This is a genomic window from Embleya scabrispora DSM 41855 (assembly GCF_000372745.1).
Taxonomy (GTDB): domain Bacteria; phylum Actinomycetota; class Actinomycetes; order Streptomycetales; family Streptomycetaceae; genus Embleya; species Embleya scabrispora.
In genome coordinates, this window is the sequence record NZ_KB889749.1 from 1 (window position 1) to 21,878 (window position 21,878).

At 71.7% G+C, this 21,878-nt stretch carries 19 protein-coding genes, 1 rRNA gene and 1 pseudogene; 13 read left to right on the forward strand and 8 right to left on the reverse strand.

All coding sequences use genetic code 11. From position 1 onward, the window contains the following. Nucleotides 1-146 precede the first annotated feature (146 nt). The 3 genes and pseudogenes from rrf to A3IC_RS0151390 form a co-directional block, all read left to right on the forward strand. Nucleotides 147-263: ribosomal RNA gene (gene rrf / locus A3IC_RS0151380) — 5S ribosomal RNA — on the forward strand. A 269-nt stretch (nt 264-532) separates the two neighbouring features. Further along, a complete protein-coding gene (locus A3IC_RS0151385; RefSeq protein ID WP_020557839.1) occupies nt 533-1,051 on the forward strand; it encodes an ATP-binding protein in 519 nt (172 codons plus the stop codon). Next, a pseudogene (locus A3IC_RS0151390) lies at nt 1,048-1,281 on the forward strand (response regulator); the annotation flags it as partial. The gene A3IC_RS0151385 and the pseudogene A3IC_RS0151390, both read left to right, overlap by 4 nt. On the opposite strand, the gene A3IC_RS0151395 reads toward A3IC_RS0151390, so the two are convergent. The 5 genes from A3IC_RS0151395 to A3IC_RS68205 are packed head-to-tail and all read right to left on the reverse strand — an operon-like array spanning nt 1,253 to nt 6,649. Then, nucleotides 1,253-2,548, reverse strand: a complete 1,296-nt coding sequence (locus A3IC_RS0151395) for a DUF58 domain-containing protein (RefSeq protein ID WP_020557840.1) — start codon at nt 2,546-2,548, stop codon at nt 1,253-1,255. The pseudogene A3IC_RS0151390 and the gene A3IC_RS0151395 overlap by 29 nt on opposite strands. 6 nt (nt 2,549-2,554) lie before the next feature. Continuing rightward, on the reverse strand, nt 2,555-3,523 hold the full coding sequence (locus A3IC_RS0151400; protein ID WP_020557841.1) for an AAA family ATPase: 969 nt from the start codon (nt 3,521-3,523) through the stop codon (nt 2,555-2,557). Further along, nucleotides 3,520-4,662 carry a DUF4350 domain-containing protein gene (locus A3IC_RS0151405; RefSeq protein ID WP_020557842.1) on the reverse strand — a complete coding sequence of 381 codons (1,143 nt, stop codon included), beginning with the start codon at nt 4,660-4,662 and terminating at the stop codon, nt 3,520-3,522. The genes A3IC_RS0151400 and A3IC_RS0151405 overlap by 4 nt, the downstream gene beginning before the upstream one ends. Continuing rightward, nucleotides 4,659-5,324 (reverse strand): DUF4129 domain-containing protein, encoded by a 666-nt coding sequence (locus A3IC_RS68200; protein ID WP_020557843.1) that lies wholly within the window; start codon nt 5,322-5,324, stop codon nt 4,659-4,661. Before A3IC_RS68200 ends, A3IC_RS0151405 begins: the two co-directional genes overlap by 4 nt. Further along, the gene (locus A3IC_RS68205; protein ID WP_026219724.1) at nt 5,321-6,649 is read right to left on the reverse strand and encodes a hypothetical protein; all 1,329 of its coding nucleotides are present in this window, start codon (nt 6,647-6,649) and stop codon (nt 5,321-5,323) included. The genes A3IC_RS68200 and A3IC_RS68205 overlap by 4 nt, the downstream gene beginning before the upstream one ends. A gap of 371 nt (nt 6,650-7,020) precedes the next feature. Here A3IC_RS68205 and mtrA point away from each other — a divergent pair, with 371 nt between their 5' ends. From mtrA to A3IC_RS0151440, 6 genes are all read left to right on the forward strand, one after another. Then, nucleotides 7,021-7,698, forward strand: coding sequence for an MtrAB system response regulator MtrA (mtrA, locus tag A3IC_RS0151420; protein ID WP_026219725.1), 678 nt, complete (start codon nt 7,021-7,023; stop codon nt 7,696-7,698). 97 nt (nt 7,699-7,795) lie between these two features. Then, nucleotides 7,796-9,499 carry an MtrAB system histidine kinase MtrB gene (gene mtrB / locus A3IC_RS61515; RefSeq protein ID WP_079027239.1) on the forward strand — a complete coding sequence of 568 codons (1,704 nt, stop codon included), beginning with the start codon at nt 7,796-7,798 and terminating at the stop codon, nt 9,497-9,499. After that, complete coding sequence (locus A3IC_RS0151430) at nt 9,496-11,271, forward strand: LpqB family beta-propeller domain-containing protein (RefSeq protein ID WP_158696482.1); 1,776 nt, start codon at nt 9,496-9,498, stop codon at nt 11,269-11,271. The genes mtrB and A3IC_RS0151430 overlap by 4 nt, the downstream gene beginning before the upstream one ends. A 665-nt stretch (nt 11,272-11,936) precedes the next feature. Further along, the gene (locus tag A3IC_RS72320; RefSeq protein ID WP_245600027.1) at nt 11,937-12,302 is read left to right on the forward strand and encodes a phosphoribosyltransferase family protein; all 366 of its coding nucleotides are present in this window, start codon (nt 11,937-11,939) and stop codon (nt 12,300-12,302) included. Next, a complete protein-coding gene (hpf, locus tag A3IC_RS0151435; protein WP_026219726.1) occupies nt 12,190-12,870 on the forward strand; it encodes a ribosome hibernation-promoting factor, HPF/YfiA family in 681 nt (226 codons plus the stop codon). The genes A3IC_RS72320 and hpf overlap by 113 nt, the downstream gene beginning before the upstream one ends. A gap of 219 nt (nt 12,871-13,089) precedes the next feature. Next, entirely contained in the window at nt 13,090-13,800 is a 711-nt protein-coding gene (locus A3IC_RS0151440; protein WP_052174179.1) for a response regulator, read from the forward strand. A 58-nt stretch (nt 13,801-13,858) separates the two neighbouring features. Here the strand turns inward: A3IC_RS0151440 and A3IC_RS0151445 are convergent, their stop codons facing one another. Together A3IC_RS0151445 and A3IC_RS0151450 are read right to left on the reverse strand one after the other, a co-directional pair. Further along, on the reverse strand, nt 13,859-15,067 hold the full coding sequence (locus A3IC_RS0151445; RefSeq protein ID WP_020557850.1) for a winged helix-turn-helix domain-containing protein: 1,209 nt from the start codon (nt 15,065-15,067) through the stop codon (nt 13,859-13,861). Nucleotides 15,068-15,095: 28 nt separating this feature from the next. Continuing rightward, entirely contained in the window at nt 15,096-15,626 is a 531-nt protein-coding gene (locus A3IC_RS0151450) for a GNAT family N-acetyltransferase (RefSeq protein ID WP_040879006.1), read from the reverse strand. A gap of 139 nt (nt 15,627-15,765) precedes the next feature. Here A3IC_RS0151450 and secA point away from each other — a divergent pair, with 139 nt between their 5' ends. After that, nucleotides 15,766-18,534 (forward strand): preprotein translocase subunit SecA, encoded by a 2,769-nt coding sequence (gene secA / locus A3IC_RS0151455; protein WP_020557852.1) that lies wholly within the window; start codon nt 15,766-15,768, stop codon nt 18,532-18,534. A 119-nt stretch (nt 18,535-18,653) separates the two neighbouring features. On the opposite strand, the gene A3IC_RS0151460 is transcribed toward secA, so the two are convergent. Further along, nucleotides 18,654-19,247 carry an Rv3235 family protein gene (locus tag A3IC_RS0151460; RefSeq protein ID WP_020557853.1) on the reverse strand — a complete coding sequence of 198 codons (594 nt, stop codon included), beginning with the start codon at nt 19,245-19,247 and terminating at the stop codon, nt 18,654-18,656. Between the two features lie 267 nt (nt 19,248-19,514). Between A3IC_RS0151460 and A3IC_RS0151465 the strand changes: the two genes are divergently transcribed. The 3 genes from A3IC_RS0151465 to A3IC_RS0151475 form a co-directional block, all read left to right on the forward strand. Then, on the forward strand, nt 19,515-19,976 hold the full coding sequence (locus A3IC_RS0151465; RefSeq protein ID WP_020557854.1) for a DUF6912 family protein: 462 nt from the start codon (nt 19,515-19,517) through the stop codon (nt 19,974-19,976). Between the two features lie 26 nt (nt 19,977-20,002). Next, complete coding sequence (locus A3IC_RS0151470) at nt 20,003-20,662, forward strand: HAD family hydrolase (RefSeq protein WP_020557855.1); 660 nt, start codon at nt 20,003-20,005, stop codon at nt 20,660-20,662. 54 nt (nt 20,663-20,716) lie between these two features. Further along, a partial coding sequence (locus A3IC_RS0151475; RefSeq protein ID WP_020557856.1) for an aldehyde dehydrogenase family protein occupies nt 20,717-21,878 on the forward strand: 1,162 nt, incomplete at its 3' end.

A 21,878-nucleotide genomic window follows, 5' to 3' on the forward strand; every position in this document is an offset into this window, starting at 1 on the left:
AGGCCGAGGACTTGTCCTCAGTTGCTACGCGTCCACTGTGTGGTTCCCGAACCGCAATCGGTTTCGGGGAACCCGTTTGATAATTGAATCACCGCATGTGATTTCTGGTTCACCGAACGGCCCGTGATTGTCGGGTTCGATGGTTTTCCGGTGGTCTTGGCGGAGAGGAAACGCCCGGTCTCATTCCGAACCCGGAAGCTAAGCTCTCCAGCGCCGATGGTACTGCACTCGAAGGGGTGTGGGAGAGTAGGACGCCGCCGGAATTTACGTGTGAAAGGCCCGCCCCTTTTGGGGGCGGGCCTTTTGCGTTTCCCGGATTCACCAGATGCGGGCTCGGGGGAGCGCCGGCGGAAGTAGGCCACCGCGGCGATGGCCAGGGCCGGGCCCACAGCAACAGGGGAGCGTAGGCGAAGGTCATCACCCAGTACGCGGCGCCCGACGGGGATTCCGGGGCGCCCATGTTCTCGGAACTGTTCCAGGCGAAGACCGACAGGCATATCCGCGTCTGGTCGAGCGGCGGCGGCCGGCCGCGGTGGCGTTCGCTCGACGTGAGCAACAGCTCGACATCGCCCGGGATTTGCACGACTACGTCGCGCACGACGTCAGTGGCATCGTCGCGCAGGCCCAGGCGGCCCGCTTCGTCGGTTCGGCCACCGTGCATCGGGTCGTCGTCGAGGCGCTGACCAACGTTCGTCGGCACGCGCCGCACGCGGTCGGCGTGGAGGTGGCGGTGACCGCGACGACCCGCTTCGATCGACCGGCCGTCGCGGTGCTGGTGGTGGACGACAACCACCACGCCGCGGCCGGCGATCACCATCCGGCCGACGTTCCCGCCCGCCGCCGAGGCGGCGGTGGCCGCGGCCTCGCCGGGCTGCGCGAACGGGTCCGCGAGGTGGGCGGCGAACTCGACGCCGGCCCGGTCGAACGCGGCCGGCGCGTGTACGCGATCGTGCCCGCCGACCCCGCCCACGGCGCGGCTCGTCCCACCCCGGCCCGCGGCGCCGCGCGAGGCCGATCCGCCCGCCCGCACCAGGAATCGAGGACCTGGTGAGCACCCGCGTCCTGATCGCGGACGATCAGGACGACATCCGCAGCGGATTTAGGCTCGTGTTGGATTGGCAGCCGGACATGACCGTGGTCGGGGAGGCGGCCGACGGTGTCGCGGCCGTCGAGGCGGTCGCCCGGTTGCGTCCGGACGTGGTGCTCGCGGACATTCGTATGCCCCGGCTCGACGGACTCGAACCGACCCGACCTACAGCCGTCCCGCCAGTTTCAGCGCCAAGTACGTGTCGGTGAGCGCCGACGCCAGCTCGCCCGGCGGCGCGTCCACGACGGTGACGTTCTTGCGGCGCAACTCGGCCGCCGTGGCCCGGCGTTCGGCGAGTTCACGTTCGGCCGCGGCGGCTTCGTAGACCGCTGTGGCGTCGCCTCGGCGGGCCGCCATCGTGGTGATCGCCGGATCGGCGACCGCCGCCACGATCACCTCGTGTCGAGCGGCCAGTTGCGGCAGCACCGGGAGGATGCCCTCCTGGACCGCCTCCCGTTCCAGGCCGGTGATCAGCACGACCAGTGAACGGCGCGGGGTGCGGCGCAGGATTTCGGCGGTCAGGGTCCGGGCGTCGGGTTCGACCAACTCCGGTTCCAGCGTGGCCATCGCCTGGACGAAGGCCGGGAGTATGCCGTTCCGGGGTGCGCGCCGGACCTCGGCGCGTACCCGACGGTCGTAGGCGAGCAGGTCGACCCGGTCGCCGGCGTGGTTGGCGACCGCGGTCAGCAGCAGGGTCGCGTCCATCGCGGCGTCCAGGCGGGGGATGTCGCCGATGCGGCCGGCCGAGGTGCGGCCGGTGTCCAGCACGACCAGGATGTGCCGGTCGCGTTCGGGGCGCCATGTGCGCACCACGACACCCTGGTTGCGGGCGGAGGCGCGCCAGTCGATCGATTTCGCGTCGTCGCCGGGGACGTACTCGCGCAGCGTGTCGAACTCGGTGCCCGCGCCTCGGGTGAGCAGGGCCGAGCGGCCGTCGAGTTCGCGCAGGCGTTCCAGTTTCGAGGGGAGCAGTCGGCGGCTGGGGAAGCCGGGCAGCACGCGCACCCGCCACGGCACGTGGTGGGAGCCCTGGCGGGCGGCCAGGCCGAGCGGGCCGACGGAACGGACGGTGACCCGGTGGGCGTTGCGGTCGCCGCGGCGGGTGGGGGTCATCGTGATGGTGAGGCGGCGGCGTTCGCCGGCGGGGATGCTCAGCTCGTGCCGCTGGGTGGCGGTGCCGGTGCTGGGTGGCCAGGCGTCGCGCAGACGGCCGCGCAGGGGGCGGGTGCCGGGGTTGGTGACGGTCAGCGTGACCTCGGCGGGTTCGCCGAGGCGGACCGCGGTGTCGCCGCTACGGTCGAAGGTCAGGCCGCGGACGCCGGCGGCGAGCAGCAGGTCGGCGAGGATGCCGAGCAGCAGTGCGCCCTCGACCACGGCCAGGCCGATCAGTGAGGGCAGCAGCAGGCCGACCACCAGGACGCCCAGTGCTGCGGCCAGGACGGCGCGACCGGTCAGGGCCATCGGCGGTTATCGCGGGACCGGGGTGTGCGCCAGGACGGCGTCGATCACCACGTCGGGGGTCACACCCTCCATCTCGGCCTCGGGGCGCAGTCGTACGCGGTGTCGCAGTGCCGGTCGGGCCAGTGCCTTGACGTCGTCGGGGGTGACGTAGTCGCGGCCGGCCAGCCAGGCCCACGCGCGGGCGGTGGCGAGCAGGGCGGTGGCGCCGCGCGGGGAGACGCCCATGGCCAGCGACGGGGAGGTCCGGGTGGCCCGGCAGATGTCCACGACGTAGGCCAGGATGTCCGGCTCGACGCGCAGGTGGGCCACGGCCCGGCGGCCCGCGGCCAGGTCCGCGGCGCCCGCGACCGGGCCGACGCCGGCGGCTTCGAGGTCGCGCGGGTCGAAGCCCTCCGCATGCCGGCGCAGCACCACGATCTCGTCGTCGCGTTCGGGCAGTGGCAGGGTGAGCTTGAGCAGGAAACGGTCCAGCTGGGCCTCGGGCAGCGGATAGGTGCCCTCGTATTCGATCGGGTTCTGCGTCGCCGCGACCATGAACGGGTCGGGCAGTGGGCGGGTGGTGCCGTCCACCGAGACCTGGCGCTCCTCCATGGCTTCGAGCAGTGCGGCCTGGGTCTTGGGCGGGGTGCGGTTGATCTCGTCGGCGAGGAGCAGGTTGGTGAACACCGGGCCCTCGCGGAAGGAGAACGCGGCCGTGCGCGCGTCGTAGACCATCGAGCCGGTGACGTCGCCCGGCATCAGGTCCGGGGTGAACTGCACGCGCGTGGTGGTCAGGTCCAGGCTGCGGGCGAGGGCGCGCACCATGAGTGTCTTGGCGACGCCGGGTACGCCCTCCAGGAGCACGTGGCCCCGGCACAGGAGGGCGATCACCAGTCCGGTGACGGCGGCGTCCTGGCCGACCACGGCCTTGCCGATCTCGCCGCGCAGGGCTTCGAGGGCGTCGCGCGCCTCGCGGGTCTGCTCGGGTGCGCTCACGTCGTGCGTACCTGCCTTATCAGCGCGTCGAGTTCGTCGGACAGGGTGACGAGGGCCTCGTCGCTCTCCGGGTTCGCACCGTACAACAGGGCGTGCACGTGCGCGGTCGTGTGGTCGGTGCGGGCGGTGATCGAGGCGATCAGCGCGGCCTCGCTGGGGTCGGCGCCCAGGACGCGGGCGAGTTGTTCGCGGGCGGCGGCGCGCAGCAGTTCGGCGGCGGTGTCACGGGCGCGGGCGCGGCGGTAGAGCCGGGCGCGGCCTTCGACGGTCTCGGCGGCGCGGACCACGACCGGGAGCGGTTCGGTCACCACCGGGCCCAGTCGGCGGGCCCGCCACAGGGCGAGCAGCACGGCGGCGACGGCCAGTTGCGCGGCGCCCCAGCGCCAGCCGGCGGGCAGCAGGTCCCACAGCGAGTCGTCGGCGGGCGGCAGTTCGTCGGCGCCGGGCAGGTACCAGACCAGGTGCGGGTGGGCGCCGAGCAGGTTGAGCGCGAGGGCGGCGTTGCCGTTGTCGTCGAGGCGGTCGTTGACCAGGGGGCCGGCGGAACCGAGCACGACGGTGTCGTGGCTGGCGCGGGGCGGGGTGAGGACGAGTGTGGGGCGGCCCGCGTAGAGGTAGCAGCCGGTGGCGTCGGGAAGCAGGTCGGTGTCGAACCGGACGCCGCCGGTGTCCGCGTCGCCGGCGCGGGTCGCGGCGGGCAGCGCGCAGCGCGGTTGCAGGGTGCGGCGGCCCGCGTCGGGGGCGGTGTGTACGCCGGGGGCCAGGATCGCGAGCGCGGCCTCGCCGGGGCGGACCAGGACGGTGCGGGCCGGCCCGGCGGCGGCGAGGGTGCGCAGCTGCGCGTCGGCGAGCAGGTTCGGGAAGGGCACCACGAGGGTGCTGTCCGGGCGGATCGCCCGGGCGGCCTCGGCGGCGGAGCGGACCGGGTGTACCTCGACGCCGCGCGCCCGCAGCAGTTGAGCCAGGGCCTTGCTGCCCTGGGGGTGGGTGGAGCGCGGGTCGAGTCGGCCCTCGTGTCGGTCGCCGCGGATCAGCACGAGCGCGGAGACCACGATCAGGACCAGGGCGAACAGGGCCAGGGGCGCGCGCATCCGGCGCCACACCTGCTCGGTGGTGGGGCCGAGCGCGGTGTCGCTCATCGGGGCATCCGCTCGTCGACACGTGGGCGGGCGGCGGCGCAGCGGGCGTCGAGGTCGCGCAGGTCGCGGTCCAGGTCCCGGTCGGCGGTGCGCCCGCCGTAGTGCACGTCGTCGAAGCTCGCGGCGGCGCCGCGCAGGTCCGCGGCCGCCTCGGGCAGCGCGCGGCCGGCCTCGGCGGCGGCCTCGTCGGCGGTGCGGCCCGGGCGTACGTCGAGCACGGCGCGCTCCTCCAAGGCCCGCACGATCGCGCGGAAGCGTTCCCGGACCGCCTCGTCCCAGCGGCCCTCGGCGGCGTGCGCGTCGGCGGCCGCGCGGTGCTCGGCGGCCGACAACGGCCCCCGGTCGCCGTACAGCGGGAGCTCGGCGCGGCGGGCGGTGCGCAGCGGGCCCAGCCGCAGTCGCAGCACCACGAGCGCGGCGATCACCAGGAGCAGGATCACCGCGAGGCCGAGGCCGCCGCCGGGGCTGTGGTCGCCGGCCCGGGAGATCAGGTCGCCGAGGTGGTCGAGGAACCAGTCCAGGGCCCGGCGGACCGGGCTGGGGTCGTTGCGGTGGTATTCGGGGCGCGAGAGCTCGTCCCGGGCGGCATCCCGCGCGTCGTCGCGCGAGATGTCCACCGGGTCCCAGTCCCCGACCGCGATCACGAGCGCGTGGCGGGTCACGCCGGCGCGGGTCCCGAGGTCGCGTCGCCGCCGGGCTCTTCGTCCAGGACGCCGGCCGCGCGGGCGAGGTCGAGGTCGAGTGCCTCGCGGCGGATGCGCTGGTCGATGTAGAGCAGTGCGGTGGCGCCGGCGGCGAAGGGGTAGAGCAGCGCGGCGGCGATCACCGAGCCGACGCCGGTGATCAACAGGTCGACGAAGGAGGGGTCCGGGACGTCGGACGGCTTGGACGCGGTGATTGCCGAGATGCCGTCGGAGGCGAGCAGGAACGGTGTCTGGATGATGCCGCCGACGATCGTCATGATCAGCGCGATCAGCAGCAGGATGCCGCACACGCGCCACCACGAGCCGGTGACCAGCTTGCGCGAGCGCTCGAGCGACTTGCGCACCGACTGCTTCTCCAGCATCAGGGTGGGGCCGGAGAGGGAGAGGCAGACGTAGAGGTAGACCGCCGCGACGATGCCGCCGACCATGCCCGGGAGCAGCAGCAGGGCACCGAGGCCGTCGGCGCCCAGGGCCAACAGGAGCAGGCCCGGCAACATCGCCACCAGGAGTGTGCCGACCGGGATGAGCCACGAGGCGAAGGTGACGCCGAGCAGGCGCGGGAGCAGCGGGCGGACCGCCGTCCAGGCCTGGGCCGCGGACATGGTCTTGGCGATCACGGCGCGGCTGACCACGACGGTGAGCATCGCGGTGGCGGCGATCTGGCCGAGGGTGGCGACCACGATCGGCACGATCACCAGGGCGGCGGTGTCGCGCAGGTAGCGCCACGCCTCCTCCCCGGTGGGGTCGTCGCTCAGGTCGCTGGGCGAGAACTCGCGGTTCAGCAGCCAGGTGACCGGTACTTCGAGGCATTGGGTGAGCAGGGCGACCACGACGGCGATGCCGATCATGACCTTCCAGTGCGCGCGCATGGCCGCGAACGCGCCGTCGAGGATCTCGCCGACGCTCAGCGGGCGCAGCGGGATCACGCCGGGCTTGGCGGCCTGCACGTAGGGGCCGTTCCAGCCGGGAGGCGCACCCCACAGCGGCGGCTGCTGTCCGGGGGTACCCCAGCGCGGGTCCGGGTGCGGGCCCTGCTGCGGGGCTCCCCAACCGGCGGCGGGCGGCTGGACCGGTGCCCAGCCGGGCGCCGGGGCCCGGGGGTCGGACCGTTCGGGGGTCGAGGGCTCTTCCGTGGTCGGCGGCTTGTCCAGGGAGGGGGGCGTGGCCGGCGACTGCGAGGCGGGCGCGGGTGCGGGCCGGTCGGGTGACGTGGCGTCGTCCGCCGGGCGTTCTCCGTCCGGCCCCGGGGCGTCCGGGGTGGGCGGGCCGGGCGAGTCCGTCATGCGATTGCGCTCCTCGTCCTGATCGGGTGGTGACTCATCGTGGCATGCCTGCGTGGGGCCCGGATGAACGGGCGGCCATCGGATGTGATCCGCTCGCGCGCGGACGTCGACCGCGTGCACAACGTCGAGCGCGCGCCACACGTTCCGGCGTCGATTCGCCCGGGCGCCGGCGGGGGCCGCGACGCTCGTGTTCGTGGCCGAAACGCCCGTTGCGCGGGTCGGCATGTCGGCGTACCGCCCCGGCATGTGACGTGACTCCGCACTCTCTCCGGCCACAATCGCCGGATTTGGGGTGTTTTGTCGCCGATGGACGCGGCCGGAATCGGTCGGATGAGTGCAGGTCACAATCCGGTAATGCGACGATGATGCACATGAAGGGACGCGTCCTCATCGTTGACGACGACACCGCACTGTCCGAGATGCTCGGCATCGTGCTGCGTGGCGAAGGGTTCGAGCCGTCGTTCGTGGCGGACGGCGACAAGGCACTCCAGGCTTTTCGGGATGTAAAACCGGACCTGGTGCTGCTGGACCTGATGCTGCCCGGCCGTGACGGCATCGACGTCTGCCGCCAGATCCGTGCCGAGTCCGGCGTGCCGATCGTGATGCTCACCGCCAAGAGCGACACGGTCGACGTCGTGGTCGGGCTGGAATCCGGAGCCGACGACTATGTGATCAAACCGTTCAAGCCCAAGGAGCTTGTCGCTCGTGTGCGGGCCCGCCTGCGCAGAGCCGAAGAACCCACCCCGGAGCAGTTGGTGATCGGCGATCTGGTGATCGACGTGGCCGGCCACGCCGTGAAGCGGGACGGGCAGAACATCGCACTGACCCCGCTGGAGTTCGACCTCCTTGTCGCACTCGCCCGCAAGCCCTGGCAGGTGTTCACCCGCGAGGTGCTTCTCGAACAGGTCTGGGGATACCGACACGCGGCCGACACCCGCTTGGTGAACGTGCACGTCCAGCGGCTGCGCTCGAAGATCGAGCGCGACCCCGAGCGTCCGGAGACCGTGGTCACCGTGCGCGGGGTCGGCTACAAGGCGGGACCGGCCTGACCTTGAGTTCGCTTCGGTGAGCACCGCACAGCGGTCGCCCTCCCCGTCGGCCTGGTCCCTCGCCCTGCGTCGTGTGCGCGGCGGCGTGGGCCGGGTCATGGCGTTGTGGAACAGATCGATCCAGTTTCGCGTCGTGGCCACCACCTTGGTGTTGTCCGTCGCGGTGATGGTGCTGCTCGGGGTGGTGGTGGTCGGCCAGGTCCGCAACGGCCTGCTGGACGCGAAGGTGGCGTCCGCCCGGTCCCAGGCCCAGGGCGGGTTCGCGGATGCCCGCGCGCAGGCCGACGAGATCGCCACCAGCCCGGGCCGGCACGTCCAGGTGCCCACCGGCGTGCCGACCGGCACGCCGGCGTCCGGCAACCGGGTGAACACCGGCGACTGGCTCAACGCGCTGGTCAAGCAGCTCTCCAGCGGCGGTCAAGGGGTGTACGACGTGGCCGCGACCAGTCAGGACACGGCGGACAATTCGCCCGGTTCCGGTCGCAGCCCCCGGGCCTCCGGCGACGTGGTCCCCGACGCGAGCGTGCCGGACGAGCTGCGCCGCGAGGTCGGGCTCAAGCACGACGTGCCACTGCTCCAGTACACCCAGATCGTGCGCGAGGGCCAACACGGCGACGGCCCGGTCGAGACCACCCGCGAGGCCGGCCTGGTGGTCGGCGCGCAGTTGGAGGATCCCGACGGCGGGTCCTATCAGCTCTACTACTTCTTCTCCTTCGGCCCGGAGGAGAAGACCCTGGGCCTGGTGCGCAGCACGTTGGCCACCGCCGGGGTCTTCCTGGTGCTGCTCCTGGTGGCGATCGCGGCGCTGGTGACCCGGTGGGTGGTCACCCCCGTCCGGATGGCGGCCCGGATCGCCGAGCGGTTGGCCGCCGGTCGCCTGGAGGAGCGCATGCGCGTGGTCGGCGCGGACGACCTGGCCCGGCTGGGCTCCTCGTTCAACAAGATGGCCTCCAACCTGCAGAACCAGATCCGGCAGCTGGAGGAGCTCTCGCGGGTGCAGCGCCGGTTCGTCTCGGACGTCTCGCACGAGTTGCGCACCCCGCTGACCACCGTGCGGATGGCCGCCGACGTGCTGCACGAGGCCCGCGAGGACTTCGACCCGGCCACCCGGCGCTCGGCCGAGCTGTTGCAGAACCAGCTGGACCGGTTCGAGGCGTTGTTGTCGGACCTGTTGGAGATCAGCCGCTTCGACGCGGGCGCGGCCGTGCTGGACGCCGAGCCGGTGGACCTGCGCGACCTGGTGCGCCGGGTGGTCGAGGGCGCGGAGCCGCTGGCCGAGCGGCGCGGCAGCCGGCTGGTGGTGCGCGCGCCGGACAAGCCGTGCGTGGCCGAGGTGGACCCGCGCCGGATCGACCGGATCCTGCGCAACCTGGTGGTCAACGCGGTCGAGCACGGTGAGGGCCACGACGTGGTCGTCAGCGTGGCCGGCGGTGAGGACTCGGTCGCGGTGGCCGTGCGGGACTACGGCGTGGGCCTCAAGCCCGGTGAGTCCTCGCTGGTGTTCGCCCGCTTCTGGCGGGCCGACCCGGCCCGGGCCCGGACCACCGGCGGCACCGGGCTGGGCCTGTCGATCGCGTTGGAGGACGCGCACCTGCACGGCGGCTGGCTCCAGGCGTGGGGCGAGCCGGGCGGCGGCTCGCAGTTCCGGCTGAGCCTGCCCAAGACCGCGGGCGGCGAGCTGGTGCGCTCGCCGCTGCCGTTGGAGCCCGAGGACTCACGGGCCAATCGGGGCCTGGGCCCGGCGGGCTCGCCGTATCGGCGCAGCGTGCGCGCGGCCGGCCCCGCGGGAGGCAATCGATGAGGCGGATCGGCCCGTTCCTGGCCCTTGTGTGCGTGCTGTGCGTGCTCTCCGCGTGTGCGTCCATGCCGCACAGCGGCAGCGTGCGCGAGGCCGCCAAGGGCGGCAGCAAGGACCAGGGCCCCGAACAGCAGGTACGGGTGTTCGCCGTGCCGCCCAAGCCCGGCGAGCAGCCGCACGGGATGGTCGCCGGCTTCCTGGAGGCGGTCACCAGCGACGAGCCGGACTACACGACGGCGCGCGCCTACCTGACCCCGGAGGCCGGGGCCAAGTGGGTGCCCGGCCGCGAGATCGTGGTGCTCGACTCGATCGCCCGGATCGAACTGGTACCCGGCGCCGATGAGCGGACCTACCAGGCGGAGGTGTCCGGCACCCGGGCGGGCACCGTCGACAACCGCAACGCCTACCAGCCCGAGCAGCTGCCGAACGCGCAGTACCGGGCGACGCTGCAACTGCGCCTGGGTACCGACAACCAGTGGCGGATCGCCGACCTGCCGGACGGGCTGATCCTGTCCCGGGCCGAGTTCCACCGGATCTACCGATCGGTGAACACCTACTGGTTCGCCACCGCGATGCCGGTGGGCAAGGACATCCTGGTGCCCGACCCGGTCTACCTGCGCAGCCGCGTGGGGCTGACCTCCGCGCTGGTTCGCCAACTGGTGGAGGGGCCCACCGACTGGCTGCGGCCGGTGGTGGAGAGCGCGTTCCCGGCGGGCACCGAACCCGCCGACCGGGTCGTCTCGATCGAGGACGGCCGGACCGCCCGGGTGCAATTCAACCGGCAGGCCAGGCTCGCCCAGACCAAGGGCTGCGAGCGGATGGCCGCACAACTGCTGTACACGCTGCGCCAGGTCTCCGGGGTGGACTCGGTCTCGATCACCGGCGGCGGCGCGCCGATGTGCTCGCTCTCCGACGACGACGCGGCCCAGTACGATCCCGGGCGGGCGGCCAGGACGTCCGCGCCCACCGGCTACTTCATCGCCAAGGGCAACGTGGTCAACGTGGTGCCCGGCCCGAACGGCAATCCGCCGGTGCTGCCCGGACCGTTCGGCGACGGCACCTACAAGGTCGACCAGATCGCCGTCTCGCGGGACCCGTTCCGCCGCCGGATCGCGGGCATCGACACCAACGGTCGGCGGCTGATGGTCGGCGACGTGGACGGCCACGGCGAGGTCCAGGAGTGGCTGACCACCGGCCCGGCGTCGCTGCTCAGCCCGACCTGGGACGGTCGCGGCGTGTTGTGGGTGCTGGACCGCACCAAGGACGCCGAACGGGTGCTCGCGCTGTACGAGGACGAGCGCAGGCAGATCACCCGGGTCGCGGTCGACGTGCAGGGCATCACCGCCTCGCGGATCACCGGCCTGCGCATGTCCTCGGACGGCACCCGCGCCGCGCTGATCGTGGACAACGGCAAGGTGTTGATCGGCCGGGTGGAGCGGCGGGTGAGCAACGGCGCGGTGGCCATGACGATCGCCGAGCCGCGCTCGCTGATCCCCTCGTTGGTCGAGGTCAAGGCGATCTCCTGGAACGGCCCCGACCGGCTCGTGGTGTTGGGCAAGGAGGGCCAGGGGGCGCTGGCACCGCAGATCGTGGACATCGACGGCGGCCTGTCGGTCTCGGTCGCCTCGGTCAACGGCATGCTGCGCATCGCGGCACCGGACGGCTCGGACCAGCCCCTGCTGGCGGACTCCGCCGAGGAGAACATCTACCAGTTGTCCCAGGGCAACAACTGGACCAAGGTGCACAGCGGGCTGTACCCGGTCTATCCCGGCTAGGGCGCGTCCGGCTGATTTCGGTGGGTTCGATCCGGTCGGAGCGGATCGGGGCGAACCGGCTCGTCGTCCGCCACGGCGCGCCATGACCGGATCGGGTGGTTCCGCGTGCTGCGGGTCCGTTTCGGGGCCGGGCGTGCGAGCTTGGGGACATGGCAGGGCTTCGGGTGCTCGCGGCATGGGCCGACCTGGTGCTGCCCGTCTGCTGCGCGGGCTGCGCCGAAGCCGGTGCGCTGCTGTGCGGGCGGTGCAAAGCGGTGTTCGCTCCCGAGCCCGCGCCGGTGCGACCGAGCCCCGCGCCACCGGGCCTGCCGCCGGTGCACGCGGTCACCGCGTACCAGGGGCCGGTGTGCTCGGTGCTCGCCGCGTACAAGGAGCACGGCTCGCGCCGACTGGCGCGCCCCCTGGGCGACGCGCTCGCGCGGGCCGCGGCGGCGGGACTGCCCGATCCGGCCGGGCCCACCCTGCTGGTCCCGGTGCCCTCGACCCGGGCCGCGGTGCGCCGCCGGGGTCGGGACGCCACCGGCGAGCTGGCCCTGCGCGCGGCCGGTCGACTGCGTGCGATCGGGGTGCCCACCAGGGTGCTGCCGGCCTTGCGACATACCCGGCGTGTGCGGGATCAATCAGGACTTTCGGCGCATGAACGGAGGATGAACGTCCGCCGATCAATGATCGTTTCGGACAGGTTGGCGCCCTTGTTTACGGGCATTAGTGTGGTGATCGTCGTCGATGATGTTTGCACCACCGGCGCAACTCTCGCGGAGGCGACCCGTGCGGTCCGAGCCGTGGGAGGGCGAGTCGGGGCGGCGGCCGTGGTGGCCGCGACCGCCCGGCGGCGCGGGCCGGAGCAGGACCATCGGCGGCTTGGTCGGCCGGATGGGTGCCCACCCCTCCGGCGTGGCGCAATGGATGGAGTTCTGCGTGGACATTGTCGTCAAGGGCCGCAAGACCGAGGTACCCGAGCGTTTTCGCAAGCACTGTGTCGAGAAGCTGGAGAAGATCCGCAAGCTCGACGACAAGGTGATCAGCGTTGACGTGGAGGTCTCCAAGGAGCGGAACCCGCGGCTGGCGGAGCGTTCGGACCGGGTGGAGATCACGTTGAACACGCGTGGTCCCGTCATCCGGGGCGAAGCCGCCGCGTCCGACCCATACGCCGCACTCGACATGGCGTGCGCGAGACTCGAAGCGCAGTTGCGCAAAGCCGCCGACCGGCGGCGCGTGCACCATGGTCACCGCTCCCCCGTATCGGTGGGCGCGGCCACTGCGGAGATCAATCACGCCGACCGGCTCAATGGGGCCGTGGTGGCGTCCGCGGAAGACATCGAGGCTGTGAAGAACGGCGAATTGAGGCCCCAGCCGCACATGGCGGGCCCGATCGAGGTAGACGGCGAAGGCCCCCTCGTGGTTCGCGAGAAGGTACACGCCGGGCGCCCCATGGCGCTCGACCAGGCGCTGTACGAGATGGAGTTGGTAGGCCACGACTTCTATCTGTTCATCGATTCGAGCACCAAGTGGCCGAGCGTGGTGTACCGCCGGCACGGCTACGACTACGGTGTGATCCACCTCAAGCCCGAGGACCGCGAGGACGGCGGACCGCAGTAGCAGCGGTCGGGCCGTCCCACCGCGCCCTTTGGCGGTCTTCCGACGCCGAAACCCTTCGGGGTTTCGGCGTCGGTTGCGTCTTCGACCCTGGCGTTCCCTGGCGAAAGTTCCGCTTCGCAAGTACGTTCCGCACATAACACCCATCAGGGCCTGGCGTCGTGGCGATCACGTGGGATCATGTCCTGGACACGGATCGTGCCGACCCAGGGGGGAAACACGGTGGGTGAACAGTCTGTTCCGACCCGCGTGGACCACGGCTCAGCGGGCGAACCGATTCGCGTGCTGGTGGTCGACGACCACGATCTGTTTCGCCGGGGTCTGGACATCGTGCTCGCGCCCGAGCCGGACATCACGGTGGTGGGCGAGGCGGGGGACGGCGCCGAAGCGCTGGAAGCCGCCCAGGATCTGCTGCCCGACATCATCCTGATGGACGTCCGGATGCCCAGACGCGGCGGCATCGAGGCGTGCACGGCGATCAAGGAAGTCGCGCCCAGCACGCAGATCATCATGCTGACGATGAGTGAGGAAGAGGCCGACCTCTACGACGCGATCAAGGCCGGCGCGACCGGCTATCTGCTGAAGGAGATCTCGCACGGCGAGGTGGCCTCGGCGATTCGCGCGGTGGCCGACGGGCAGTCGCAGATCAGCCCGTCGATGGCGGTCAAGCTGCTGACCGAGTTCAAGTCGATGAGCCGGCGCGACGACGAACGCCGCCTGGTGCCGGCGCCCCGGCTGACCGATCGCGAGATCGAGGTGCTGCGCCTGGTGGCCACCGGGCGCAACAACCGCGACATCGCCAAGCAGTTGTTCATCAGTGAGAACACGGTCAAGAACCACGTGCGCAACATCCTGGAGAAGCTCCAGCTGCACTCGCGGATGGAGGCCGTGGTCTACGCGATGCGGGAGAAGATCCTGGAGATCGGCGACTGACCCGGCGGGCGCCGACCGGGCGAGGATGTGCCCGGCCGGGGCCCGTGACGGTGGTTGGTCAGTTCGCGAGCAGGGCGCGCAGCGGTTCGCGGGTGCGCTCGTGGTCGATCCGCTCGATCCGTACGTCCTCGCAGCCCACCCACTGCGCGGCCTCGCGCAGCGCCTGGGCCGCCGCGGCCAGTGTGCGCTCGGCGACCCCGGCACCGGCCTCGAAGGACAACCGTCGGGCCACCAGCGTGCGTCCCTCGCGCGCCGGGTCCACCCGGCCGACCAGCCGCCCGCCCGCGAGCAGCGGCATCACGAAGTAGCCGTGCACCCGCTTGGCGGCCGGCACATACGCCTCCAGGCGGTGCTCGAAGCCGCCGAACACCCGGGCGGTGCGTGGCCGGTCCCACACCAGCGCGTCGAAGGGCGACAGCAACGTGGTGCGGTGACGACCCCGCGGGGGAGCGGCCAGCGCGTCGGGGTCGGCCCAGGTGCCCTCGCGGGCGGCCCGCTCGCCCCAGCCCGCGACGGTGACCGGAACCAGGCCGCTGTCCGGCAGCGCGGCGTCGACCTGGGCCCGGGTCAGCCGGTACTGGTCCATCAGGTCGGCCCGGGTGGCCACGCCCAATTGGCGGCCGGCCAGGGCGACCAGGCGGCGCACACACTCGGCGTCGTCGGGCTCCTCGGCGAGCAGGGCCGGCGGGATCACCCGTTCCGGCAGGTCGTACACCCGCTTCCAGCTCTCGCGGCGCACGCAGACCACGTCGCCGAAGGCGAGCGCGCGCTCGGCCGCGATCTTGGTCTCGCTCCAGTCCCACCACTCGCCCTTGTTCTTGGCCCCGCCCAGGCCGGTGGCGGTCAACGGGCCCTCGGCGCGCAGCCGCTCCAGGATGCTCCGGTAGGCGTTCTCGGTGACGTGCCGGCCCCACAGGTGACCGCGCCCGCGGTAGTGCCGACGGCGGAAGGCGAAGTCCGGCCAGGTGGACATCGGCAGCACACAGGCCGCGTGCGACCAGTACTCGAACGCGGTCCCGCCGTTCCAGTAGGCGGCCTCGACGGCCGGTCGGCCGACCGGGCCCAGCCGGGCGTACGGCACCAGTTCATGCGAGCGGGCCAGGGTCGAGATGGTGTCGAGCTGGACCGCGCCGAGCGAGTGCAGCATGCCGAGAACGCCCGCACGGCGGTTGGGGGCGCCCAGGAAGCCCTGGGCGGCCAGCACGATCCGGCGGGCCTCGTCGGCGGTCAGCTCGGTGCTCGGCGCGATGGTCGGCGAAAGGGTCATGCCCGCCACCCTAGAACGTGTGTTCGGATCAGATGTCCGTGGCGAGCCGGGCGTGCAGGTGCACGTCGGTGAAGGGCTCGGCGGCGCCGATGACGCAGTCCCGCAGTACTCCTTCGAGTGCATATCCGGCCGCGTTCGCGACCGCGCACGAGGCGGCGTTGCCCACCGCGTGCCGCAGTTCCACCCGATGCAGGTCCAGCGCGCCGTACGCCCACCGGCTCACCGCGCCCACCCCGTGCCGGGCCACACCGCGGCCGCGCGCGCTCTTGCGCGTCCAGTAGCCGATCTCGCCCGTGCGCCATCGCGGGACGATGTTCTTGAGCGCCACATGGCCGTAAACCTCGCCCGTCACCGCGTCCATCACCGCGAAGGAGGCGCTTTCCCCGCTCGCCCACCGCTCCTTGCGGGCGGCCAGCCACGCGTGTGGATCACCGTCCGTCGGCGCCGCCATCCAGCGAGTGATCCCGGGGTCGGCGAGGGCTTCGCCGACCACCTCGACGTCGTGTTCGTTCCAGGGTCGGAGCTGAAAGCGCCCGGCCGCGATCTCCACAGGTTCCATGCCGGTCACTGTGCCGGCCCGCGAGGCTCGATCCCGGCTTGCCTCCTCGCATACGATGGCCGTATCGGCGGGACGGGCCCCGCCGTGCCGTCACGTCCGAAAGGCGGGCGGGCGCCGTCGGGCAAGGAGCTCATCCAGCGTGTCTATCTTCGACAAGGTCCTGCGCGCCGGCGAGGGCAAAATCCTGCGCAAGCTCAACCGCATCGCAGATCAGATCGAGTCGATCGAAGATGACTTCAAGGACCTCTCCGATGCCGAGCTTCGGGCGCTGACGGACGAGTACAAGCAGCGCTACGCCGACGGGGAGACCCTCGACGACCTGCTTCCGGAAGCCTTCGCCACGGTTCGCGAGGCCGCGCGCCGCACCCTGGGCCAGCGGCACTACAAGGTGCAGCTGATGGGTGGTGCCGCGCTGCACCTGGGCAACATCGCCGAGATGCGCACCGGCGAGGGCAAGACCCTCGTCTCCACCCTGCCCGCCTACCTGAACGCGATCGCCGGCGAGGGCGTGCACGTGGTCACGGTCAACGACTACCTCGCCGAGCGCGACTCGGAGTGGATGGGACGCGTCCACCGCTTCCTGGGTCTGTCCGTCGGCTGCATCCTGGCCAACATGCCGCCGCACGAGCGCCGCAAGGCGTACGGGTACGACATCACCTACGGCACCAACAACGAGTTCGGCTTCGACTACCTGCGCGACAACATGGCGTGGTCGGCCGACGAACTGGTGCAGCGCGGCCACTTCTTCGCCGTGGTCGACGAGGTCGACTCGATCCTGGTCGACGAGGCCCGCACGCCGTTGATCATCTCCGGCCCGGCCGACCAGGCCACGAAGTGGTACGCCGACTTCGCCAAGATGGTCAAGCGGCTCAAGCGCGGCGAGGCGGCCAACCCGCTCAAGGGCATCGAGGAGACCGGCGACTACGACGTCGACGAGAAGAAGCGCACCGTCGCGATCCACGAGTCCGGCGTCGGCCGGGTCGAGGACTACCTCGGCATCGACAACCTCTACGAGGCGGTCAACACCCCGCTGGTCGGCTACCTGAACAACGCCATCAAGGCGAAGGAGCTGTACAAGCGGGACAAGGAATACGTGGTCGTGGACGGCGAGGTGCTCATCGTCGACGAGCACACCGGCCGCATCCTCGCCGGTCGCCGCTACAACGAGGGCATGCACCAGGCGATCGAGGCCAAGGAGGGGGTGGACATCAAGGACGAGAACCAGACCCTGGCCACCGTCACCCTCCAGAACTTCTTCCGCCTGTACAAGAAGCTCGGCGGCATGACCGGTACGGCGATGACCGAGGCCGCCGAGTTCCACCAGATCTACAAGCTCGGCGTGGTGCCCATCCCCACCCACCGCTCGGTGCAGCGCGTGGACCAGTCCGACCTCGTGTACAAGACCGAGGAGGCCAAGTTCAACGCGGTGGTCGAGGACATCACGCAAAAGCACGAGAAGGGCCAGCCGGTCCTGGTCGGCACCACCAGCGTGGAGAAGTCCGAATACCTCTCCGCCCAGCTGCGCAAGCGCGGCGTGCCGCACGAGGTGCTCAACGCCAAGCACCACGAGCGCGAGGCGCAGATCGTCGCGCAGGCCGGCCGCAAGGGCGCGGTCACCGTGGCCACCAACATGGCCGGTCGAGGCACCGACATCATGCTCGGCGGCAACCCGGACCACCTCGCCGCGGCCGAGCTCGCCCAGCGCGGGCTCACCCCGACCGAGACGCCGGAGGAGTACGAGGCCGCCTGGCCGGACGCGCTGGAGAAGGCCAAGAAGGCGGTCAAGGCCGAGCACGAGGAGGTCTCCGACCTCGGCGGCCTGTACGTGCTCGGCACCGAGCGGCACGAGTCCCGCCGGATCGACAACCAGCTCCGCGGTCGTTCCGGCCGCCAGGGCGACCCGGGCGAGTCGCGCTTCTACCTCTCGCTCGGTGACGACCTGATGCGCCTGTTCAAGGCCAACATCGTCGAGCGCGTGCTGACCCTGGCCAACGTGCCCGAGGACCAGCCGATCGAGTCGAAGATGGTCTCCAACGCGATCAAGTCCGCGCAGACCCAGGTCGAGCAGCAGAACTTCGAGATCCGCAAGAACGTGCTCAAGTACGACGAGGTGCTGAACCGCCAGCGCGAGGTGATCTACGGCGAGCGCCGCCGCGTGCTCGCGGGCGAGAACCTGCAGGAGCAGATCGGCCACTTCATCGACGACACCGTCGAGGCGTACGTGCACGGCGCGACCGAGGGTTTCGCCGAGGAGTGGGACCTGGAGAAGTTGTGGGCCAACCTCAAGCGCCTCTACCCGGTCAGCCTCACGATCGAGGAGGTCGAGGAGGAGTTCGGCGACCGCTCCGAGCTGGACACCGAGCAGCTCGTGGAACTGCTTCGGGCGGACGCCCAGGCCGCCTACGCGCTGCGTGAGGAAAAGCTCGGCGAAGAGGTCATGCGCGAGCTGGAGCGCCGGGTCATCCTGTCGGTGCTCGACCGTCGCTGGCGTGAGCACCTCTACGAGATGGACTACCTCCAGGAGGGCATCGGCCTGCGGGCGATGGCGCAGCGCGACCCGCTGGTGGAGTACCAGCGCGAGGGCTTCGACATGTTCAACGCCATGATGGAGGGCATCAAGGAGGAGTCGGTCGGCTACCTCTTCAACGTCGAGGTCGAGATCGAGCAGGTGCCCGAGGCGCCGAGCATCTCGATCGACAAGGCCGCGCCGCTGCCGGAGATCCACGCGAAGGGCCTGGACGCGCCCCAGCGGCCGGCGCACCTGCAGTACAGCGCGCCGACGATCGACGGCGAGGGTGGTGTGGTCACCTCCGAGGAGAACTTCGACGAGGACGAGGTCGAGGTCGACGAGGGTGCGACTCGCGCGGAGCGGCGGCGGGCGCAGCGCGCCAAGCGCAAGAAGAAGTAGGCGGCCCGGGTCGGCGTTTGCCGGCCCGCGGCCCGCTCGTCCCGAAACGCCGGACGGACCGAACGACCGACCCGAGGGCCTGGACCGCGATTGCGGTTCGGGCCCTCGGGCGTTCGGGGTCAGGTCAGGTTGTCGTGTTCCAGGGCCGTGCACAGCCATGTGTCGGTCGGGTGGCGGGTGGGGGCGTCGCGTTCGAGTCGGAAGGCCAGGGTGAGCACCCAGGAGGCGGCGCGCAGCCGGGCGTAGCCCTCGGCGACGCCGTCGGCGGGGGCACGACCGCCGCACGATTCCACGCTCAGCCGGCCTACCCGGCGGGCGGCGAGACGGCGGACCAGGTGGTGCGTGGTGGTGTAGACGGCGGCGGAGGCGTACGGGCGCAGCTGGGTGACCGCCCGCAGGCCGGAGCCGATCTCGGCCAGCGCGTGGGCCAGCCGCCGGGCGCGCAGGCGGGCCTCGGTCGGGTCCGGCTCGGCCGGTACGTGGATCAGCCGCAGCGAGGGGCGCGACACCGGCCGGGGGACGGGGACGAAGTCGGGGGCGAGCGCGAGTGAGCCGTGGACACGCGCGGGTCGGTGCGCGAGCGCACCCGGCGGGAGGAACTCGCGCCGGGCGCGGCCGGCCGGGGCCGGGTCGAAGGGGCTTTCGCCGGCGGGCGCGCGCACCACGTACAGGTGCGGTGGCGAAGTGGTGCGGGCGGTGTTCGTGTGGACCATGGGTCCTCCCCGAGAAGTGCCGAACATGACTACCCGGCGCCGACGTGCCGGGCATGGGTGTGCCGCACACGTTCCGCTCGTTCCCCCGACCGGGACGTGTGCAGGCACTTCCTAGCCGGCTCGCGACGCATGGTCAACCATTCGTCCGGCCGACCCTGGGATTACGCTGACGCGTCGACTCACGCAATGTGGCGGTAGGTCGACCGTCGTCCCGGCTCTCGTCGAACTCGAAGGGATGTCGGGATTTCACTCGATTGGAGTCGCCCGATGCGTGTGTTCATCCCCACCACCCCCGCGGGTCTGGCCTCGGTGCACGCCGACGGCGGGATCGTGTCGGCGCCGTTGGCCGCGTACGCGGTCACCGACGCGTTTCGCGCCTGGTACGACAGCGAGGACGAGGAGGAACTGGAGTACGGCGCGCTGACCCGGGCCGCCGAGGATTCGTTGCGGCTGCTCGCCGCCGAGCCGGGGGCGCCGCGTCGGGTCGTGCTGGCGGCGGATGTGCCGGACGCGCTGGTGGGCGTGCGGGCGCAGGACGGTCCGGGCGCGGTCCTGGTGGACGCGGCGGTGCCGCGCAAGCGGATCGCGGCGGTGCACATGGACACCGCCGAGGCCGAGGGCGCGATCACCGCGGCACTGGCCGGCGGGCTCACCGACGAGCTGATCGAGGCGACCGAGGAACACGAGTTGTTGTGGTTCGCGACACAGGAGCTGGCCGATCTGCTCTGAGCGCGTCCACGGCACAATGAAGGTCCATGAAGAGTCGACCCCCGCACCTGGTCTGGGACTGGAACAGCACGCTGTTCCACGACATGGACGCGATCATCGCGGCCACCAACGCCTCGTTCGCGCTGCTCGGACTGCCGCCGATGACGCTGGAGCGGTATCGCGAGCTCTATTGCGTGCCCGTGCCGAAGTTCTACGAGAAGGTCACCGGCCGCGTCCCCGAACCTGCCGAGTGGGTCCTGCTCGACGATGCCTTCCAAAGGGCCTACACCGCGCACAGCGCGCTGTGCGAGCTCGCCCGAGGTGCGGACGAGCTGCTGCGCGGCTGGCAGCGCGAGGGCGGTACCCAGTCGTTGTTGTCGTTGACCGAGCATGAGTCGCTGATGCCGTTCGTGCGCCGATTCGGGATCGAGGAGCGGTTCGTCCGGGTCGACGGGCGGGTGGGTCCGCCCGGCGGCGGCAAGGCCGAGCACCTGGTACGGCACCTGGACGCACTGCGCCGGGACCCGGACGAGGTGGTGCTCATCGGCGACGCCGCGGACGATGCGGCGGCCGCGTTGCAGGTGGGCGCGAGGGCGGTGCTGTACTCGGGCGGTTCACACGCGCGGGCCAGTCTGGAGCAGGTCGGCGTGCCGGTGGTGGACTCGCTCGCGGACGCGGTGGCGCTGGCGCGTACGTACCCGGGCTGAGCCGCGCGCCGGTTCGGGCGCATCGATTGTCCGGTTCGTGGGCACTGCGCATCCATGGATGCTGTGACCCGGGTGCCCCGGCCGAGCAACGAACCCGTCCACGGCTACGCGCCGGGCTCTCCCGAGCGCGAACGCCTGGCGGCGCGGCTGGCCGAGATGTCCGCCGAGCCGGTGGACCTGCCGCACACGATCGGCGGCGAGCACCGGATGGGTGCGGGCAAGCGTGTGCAGGTCGTGCAGCCGCATCGGCGGGCGGGCGAACTGGGCACGCTGGCCAACGCGACCCACGACGACGCGCGGGCGGCGCTGATCGCGGCGCGAGAGGCCGCGCCCGGCTGGCGTGCGCTGGACTTCGACGACCGCGCGGCGATCCTGCTCAAGGCGGCCGACCTGCTCGCCGGGCCGTGGCGCGAGACGATCGCCGCCGCGACCATGCTGGGCCAGGGCAAGACGGTGCAGCAGGCGGAGATCGACGCGCCGTGCGAACTGGTCGACTTCTGGCGGTTCAACGTGCACTTCGCCCGGCGGATCATGGCCGAGCAGCCGATTCACTCGCCGGGGGTGTGGAATCGGCTGGATCACCGGCCGCTGGAAGGCTTCGTGTACGCGGTCACGCCGTTCAACTTCACCGCGATCGCGGGCAACCTGCCCACGGCGCCCGCGCTGATGGGCAACGTGGTGGTGTGGAAGCCCTCGCCCACCCAGGCGTTGGCCGCGCATCACCTGATCCGGCTTTTGGAGGCGGCCGGTCTGCCGCCGGGAGTGATCAACCTGCTGCACGGCGACGGCATCGCGGTCTCCGACATCGCGCTGGCCGACCCGGATTTCGCCGGGCTGCACTTCACCGGGTCGGCCGCGACCTTCAAACACCTGTGGCGCGGCATCGGCGCGAATCTGGACGTCTACCGGGGTTATCCGCGGATCGTCGGCGAGACCGGCGGCAAGGACTTCGTGGTCGCGCACCCCAGCGCCGACCACGACGTGCTGCGGACCGCGCTGGTGCGCGGCGCGTTCGACTATCAGGGCCAGAAGTGCTCGGCCGCCTCGCGCGCCTACATTCCGCGCTCCATCTGGGAGAGCGAGTTCCGGGACGCGTTCCTGGCCGAGGTGGACGGCCTGTCCATGGGCGACGTGACCGATCTGCGGCACTTCATGGGCGCGGTGATCGACGAGCGCGCCTTCGCCAAGCTCAAGGCGGCGATCGACCGGGCACACG

What these genes read in the sequence shown, in the direction of transcription:
- A3IC_RS0151430 (WP_158696482.1), top strand. Translation starts at nt 9,496, where the DNA reads ATGAGGCGGATCGGCCCGTTCCTGGCCCTTGTGTGCGTGCTGTGCGTG.
- mtrB (WP_079027239.1), top strand. Translation starts at nt 7,796, where the DNA reads ATGGCGTTGTGGAACAGATCGATCCAGTTTCGCGTCGTGGCCACCACC.
- A3IC_RS0151450 (WP_040879006.1), bottom strand. Translation starts at nt 15,626, where the DNA reads ATGGAACCTGTGGAGATCGCGGCCGGGCGCTTTCAGCTCCGACCCTGG.
- A3IC_RS0151460 (WP_020557853.1), bottom strand. Translation starts at nt 19,247, where the DNA reads ATGGTCCACACGAACACCGCCCGCACCACTTCGCCACCGCACCTGTAC.
- A3IC_RS0151445 (WP_020557850.1), bottom strand. Translation starts at nt 15,067, where the DNA reads ATGACCCTTTCGCCGACCATCGCGCCGAGCACCGAGCTGACCGCCGAC.
- A3IC_RS0151395 (WP_020557840.1), bottom strand. Translation starts at nt 2,548, where the DNA reads ATGGCCCTGACCGGTCGCGCCGTCCTGGCCGCAGCACTGGGCGTCCTG.
- A3IC_RS0151405 (WP_020557842.1), bottom strand. Translation starts at nt 4,662, where the DNA reads ATGAGCGACACCGCGCTCGGCCCCACCACCGAGCAGGTGTGGCGCCGG.
- A3IC_RS68205 (WP_026219724.1), bottom strand. Translation starts at nt 6,649, where the DNA reads ATGACGGACTCGCCCGGCCCGCCCACCCCGGACGCCCCGGGGCCGGAC.
- A3IC_RS72320 (WP_245600027.1), top strand. Translation starts at nt 11,937, where the DNA reads ATGATCGTTTCGGACAGGTTGGCGCCCTTGTTTACGGGCATTAGTGTG.
- A3IC_RS0151465 (WP_020557854.1), top strand. Translation starts at nt 19,515, where the DNA reads ATGCGTGTGTTCATCCCCACCACCCCCGCGGGTCTGGCCTCGGTGCAC.
- A3IC_RS0151470 (WP_020557855.1), top strand. Translation starts at nt 20,003, where the DNA reads ATGAAGAGTCGACCCCCGCACCTGGTCTGGGACTGGAACAGCACGCTG.
- mtrA (WP_026219725.1), top strand. Translation starts at nt 7,021, where the DNA reads ATGAAGGGACGCGTCCTCATCGTTGACGACGACACCGCACTGTCCGAG.